The following is a 4,494-nucleotide window of genomic DNA, read 5'->3' as shown; positions in this document are numbered from 1 at the left end:
CCTTTTTTTATTCCTTGTTCCATTCCTCTTTTTATTCCTTCTGTCTCTGCGTGGGCGAATTTTGCGGCTTCATCCATTAAAACTTTCTCCCTCGCGTCATAGGCTTGTCGGAAAGAGGAATCTTGACTCATACGTTCCCACTTGTTTATTGCTTTTTGTAAAATAGGATCTCGGTTCATAGCAATATCCTCCAATGTTTTAGTTAAGTGTTCATCCTCATTTGCTGAAAGCAATAAAAGCCAACGAACAAATGGATCTTTCCACGGATTTACTTTTTCTTCATGCCATTGTTTTGTTAACTTTGGAATTTCTACAATGTGAATTTCTATGTCATCACTCAAGAGTTTCTGTTGTTGTGAATTCCATAATGTGCCCGTTGTATGAAATTCTTTGTGGTCTGAGAACATTATAAAGTTTAATAAATTAATGGTGATGGTTTTATGAAGCGAACTGTAAGGCATACCTTTTTGTAATTGAGATGTGTATAATTTTCCCCAATAATATAAACTACGTTTCATCATATCGTGATTATTATTGAGCTGTATTTCTACATTTACTTTTGTTCCTGTGTTTAATGTCGCTGAAATATCTAAAATAGATAACTTATCCTCTTCATATTCCCGATGTAAATGTGGATCTTCTAGTTGTAGAGAAGCGATGGGTGAATCTAAAGACTTTTGTAACATAGCGTTTAAAAATGCAATTAGAATATCTTCACTACCATTCGTACCAAACAATTGTTTAAATGCAAAATCAATGCGTAAATTAACTAACTGTTGGTTGAACAAAGTTTGTCCTCTCCCTTGCATCAGGTTGCTTCTTTCCTTCATTGTATCTAAAAAGAACTAGGGCATGCAAACAGGAAACTTTGCTATTTTTTTAGCAATATTATTAGAATGTTACAGACAAATATGTCTATGTTATACTCTAGTGAAATTGAAAAATTTATATAGAGGTGAAGATGATACAGATGCAAAAGGATATTTTAAAACTATTAGATAAAAAGCAAAGTAACTATGAATTTCCTACCTTTGATAATGAATATATGGATATTTCACAAGTGAAATTCTCTCTTTTCTTTAAGGATAATAAGGATTGGTTGATGGTGTTTCAAATTGTTGGTGTAGGATCATTAGGTGTATGTAATGATATTCAAGTATATGGTGATAGAGTGAATCATTCAATTGGTGATGATGGTATTTTGCAGTTAAATGATGGAGAGTATGAGTTATTTGATAATGAAGGTGAATTTATACCTGATATTCATAAGGGTAGTGTAAAAATTCGCGATCATCATTTTGAATATGAATTTACAGAAGAAGAGTACGTACATAACGGAATAAAAGTACAAACGACAGAGTCTTATCCGAGAGATTTCATGCGTATGCTTGCTACTCATGATGAAGCTCGAAAATTAGTATGGTGGGGAAAAGAAGAAATGTTAGAAGAGTTCGGTTTAGAAGGTGATTGGGAAGTAGCGTATGAAACGGAAGAGTGGCAACATGTTGAAGACGAGAAAGTAAGTGAAAATGAATTTTTTCAATCAGTAGCCGCTGCAATAGAGAAGAAAGATCCAAGTGTTATTGTGAATAAAGATTCTAATACGCACTGGAAAAATTGGGTGGAGTTTGATTACGAAAATTTATATTAAAAATGTAAGAGTAAATCAAAATGCCTTGCTAATAAAAAAGCCGAGCCAAAGTGTTGAAACTTTAGCTCGGCTTTTTGCATTACACAACCGCAGGATTATAAATCATCGTAAAGTGTCCTTGTAATAATTCAATTTGACAAGGTGTATGAAGCGAGCTTTCTCCATCTGTATCTACTTCTTTTTCTTCTTCGGTTTCAATATGAATGGATTTCGCTTTTACGTGGAAGATGTCATTTTCATTTGAGTCTTCAAATAGTTTCTTTCCGATATAATCTTTAAACGCTTGAATGCCTGTTGATTTTACAACGAAAATATCAAGTGTTCCGTCATCGCACTTTACGTTCGGAATAAAGGACGGGATACCGCCAAGATATTCACCGTTTCCAACCATAACAAGGACAGCTTCGTCTTCATATACTTGTCCATCGTACGTAATTTTTACTGGGAATGTTTCAGCATTTTTGACAGTTCGAATGGTACTTAAATAGTAACCAATTTTCCCAAGCTTTGCTTTCTCTTCCGCATCGATATTGTTTGATACTTCAGAGACGAGTCCAATGCCCCAGAAGTTTAAGAAGTGTAGGTCATTTGCTTTTGCGACGTCAACTGGTTTTACATGTCCTTGTGTAATAAGTTTTGCAGCTTCTGCGATGTTTTGCGGAACGCCGAGTGTACGAGAGAAGTCGTTGCAAGTTCCGCCTGGAATGATTGCAAGTGTAGGTCTAGTTTCAAGAGGTGCTAAGCCATTTGTGCATTCAAATACAGTGCCGTCACCACCAAAGACGATAATTAAATCTACTTTACTAGCAAACTCTTGGCAATATTTTGTTGCATCACCTTGCTTTTTCGTATGAAGGATATGTAAGTCAGGAAAAGCTGCCGCAAGAGGTGGTACGATTTTCGTTAAGTTCGTATGTAAATCACCTTGTCCTGCTTTCGGATTTACGATGAGGAGTACTTTTTCAAATTTTGTCTTTGTCATTATTATTCTCTCCCTTTGTCTTTTACGAATCGTGATAGAAAATAAACTTCCACCAGTAATTGATGGAAGTTTATTCTATTATATTATTCCGTTACAACTGAAGCGATAAATGGTAAGTTACGATATTTTTCTGCGCAGTCGATACCGTAGCCAACGATAAATTCGTCTGGAATTTGGAAGCCAACATATTCAGCTTTTAAGTCCACTTTACGTCGCTCAGGTTTATCAAGTAACGTACAGAATTTCAATGCTTTCGGTTTATGCATAAAGAAGTGATCTTTTAGGAAGTGAAGTGTTAAACCAGAATCGATAATGTCTTCTACGACAATTACGTTTTTGCCAGTAATGTTTACATCGATATCTTTTAATAGTTTTACTTTTCCAGTTGTTTCTGTTTGATTTCCGTAGCTAGATGCAGAAATAAAGTCGATTGTTACATCGTTTTTAATGTGACGAATTAAATCAGCAGCGAATACGAAAGATCCTTTTAATACAGCGATTACTACGATTTCTTCTCCTTCAAAGTCACGTTCGATTTGAAGTGCTAGTTCTTTTACTTTTTCTTGTAATTGTTCTTCAGAAATTAAAGTGTCTTTTATTTCAATATTCATTGGAGTCCTCCTACAGTGTAAAACTTGTGAACATTTCGACTGTAAAGGAAAGAAAGGGAAAAGTCAAAGAAGATATAAGTTTTTTACAGAAATCCCCACAAAATAGTCAGATGATATGATATACTGATTATATTAAGAAAACGCTTCCATAAAGGGTGATTATGATGAGAAAGAAAGAGTATACAAGTGCAACATTTATAAAAGCATTGCTTTTAACAATTGTTCTTGGCAGTTTGGCTTACATAATTGATGTACCAGCGATTCGGATTTCACTAATTGGAATGACTTTAGTATTAGGCGCAATTTCCCACGGTATGATGTCACAGCTGCAAGAAGCTGGAGTGGATCATATGAAAGATCACATAGATGAGAAATGAGAAACCTTCACGTATAGAGAGTGAAGGTTTTTTGTTTCTTACAAAAATGTAAGGTAGTTGTAAGGCAAATCGATAGTTGCCTAGTAGTGTTTTGGATAAACTATAGGTGTAAGGTAAAAGGCAAGCATATTTTAGGTAAATTAAGTTTTAGGCACTCTATATGTGAAAAAGGAGTAGGAGGGCATGGAGAAACGTTGGACGACCTTTTCTTTTTTAGCAACTAGCAACACCGTAATGCTAGCTGGCGAAATGGATTTTTTGCACTTGTTTGATCGAGAAGACGATCATTCTTCTTCTACATTTACAATGAAATGGAATAAATGGAGCGAAAGTTGTAGGTTTGAAGAAGAGGCCCCTAACGAAGAGCAAAAGATTATTTTGACAAACCCTATTAAAGCGTGGGTTGTTCAACGTCGTAAGTGTAACGTCAAAAATCACTTAAAGAAAACTGAGCCGAGACAATTAGTTATCGCTCCGGCCTATTCTACTTCTAAATCACGCGAAAGTAACATGTAAATATTGAGACACACACCCGAAAAAACATCGTATATATTGCGATGTTTTTTTATTTTTCTACAACGAAATCTTTAAATGAAATATATTTCATCTGCATCTTATATTTATATCTCTTGTTTATTCTAGTGATACATCCGATGCGAAGTGATGTAAAACGTATAAAAGGAGAGATATAAAATGAAAAAGAAACTATTACCAATCTGTGCAATGGCACTGTTAACAGTAGGATATTCTTCAGTAGCAAGCGCGGATACTGGAACAGTAACAAAGGAAGAAGCGGCGCAACTGCAGCAAGATAAAGCGAAAAAAGAAGCAGCGATTAAAGAACAGCAAAAAAGTGAAGAAGAGAAAAAGAGA

Annotated in this window: 6 protein-coding genes and 1 pseudogene; 4 read left to right on the top strand and 3 right to left on the bottom strand. The window is 35.0% G+C overall.

Annotation, left to right across the window (positions count from 1 at the left end):
- Window positions 1-788, bottom strand: a 788-nt coding sequence (locus tag MR113_RS26830) for an Rpn family recombination-promoting nuclease/putative transposase (protein WP_242257436.1), incomplete at its 3' end; no start/stop codon positions are given.
- 182 nt (window positions 789-970) lie between these two features.
- Between MR113_RS26830 and MR113_RS26825 the strand changes: the two genes are divergently transcribed.
- Entirely contained in the window at window positions 971-1,651 is a 681-nt protein-coding gene (locus MR113_RS26825) for a DUF7003 family protein (protein ID WP_242257437.1), read from the top strand.
- A gap of 79 nt (window positions 1,652-1,730) precedes the next feature.
- Here the strand turns inward: MR113_RS26825 and MR113_RS26820 are convergent, their stop codons facing one another.
- A complete protein-coding gene (locus MR113_RS26820) occupies window positions 1,731-2,633 on the bottom strand; it encodes a diacylglycerol/lipid kinase family protein (RefSeq protein ID WP_046956106.1) in 903 nt (300 codons plus the stop codon).
- A gap of 83 nt (window positions 2,634-2,716) precedes the next feature.
- Window positions 2,717-3,244 carry a hypoxanthine phosphoribosyltransferase gene (gene hpt / locus MR113_RS26815; protein ID WP_001019304.1) on the bottom strand — a complete coding sequence of 176 codons (528 nt, stop codon included), beginning with the start codon at window positions 3,242-3,244 and terminating at the stop codon, window positions 2,717-2,719.
- A 161-nt stretch (window positions 3,245-3,405) separates the two neighbouring features.
- Here hpt and MR113_RS26810 point away from each other — a divergent pair, with 161 nt between their 5' ends.
- The 3 genes and pseudogenes from MR113_RS26810 to MR113_RS26800 form a co-directional block, all read left to right on the top strand.
- The gene (locus MR113_RS26810) at window positions 3,406-3,621 is read left to right on the top strand and encodes a hypothetical protein (RefSeq protein WP_061677576.1); all 216 of its coding nucleotides are present in this window, start codon (window positions 3,406-3,408) and stop codon (window positions 3,619-3,621) included.
- A gap of 183 nt (window positions 3,622-3,804) precedes the next feature.
- On the top strand, window positions 3,805-4,137 hold the full coding sequence (locus tag MR113_RS26805; RefSeq protein ID WP_242257435.1) for a hypothetical protein: 333 nt from the start codon (window positions 3,805-3,807) through the stop codon (window positions 4,135-4,137).
- Window positions 4,138-4,314: 177 nt separating this feature from the next.
- Window positions 4,315-4,494: pseudogene (locus MR113_RS26800) on the top strand (LPXTG cell wall anchor domain-containing protein); the annotation flags it as partial.

The organism is Bacillus cereus group sp. BfR-BA-01379 (assembly GCF_022663605.1).
GTDB lineage: Bacteria > Bacillota > Bacilli > Bacillales > Bacillaceae_G > Bacillus_A > Bacillus_A mobilis.
Note: the sequence above shows the minus strand (reverse complement) of the source record. Positions and strands in the feature narration are given on the sequence as shown.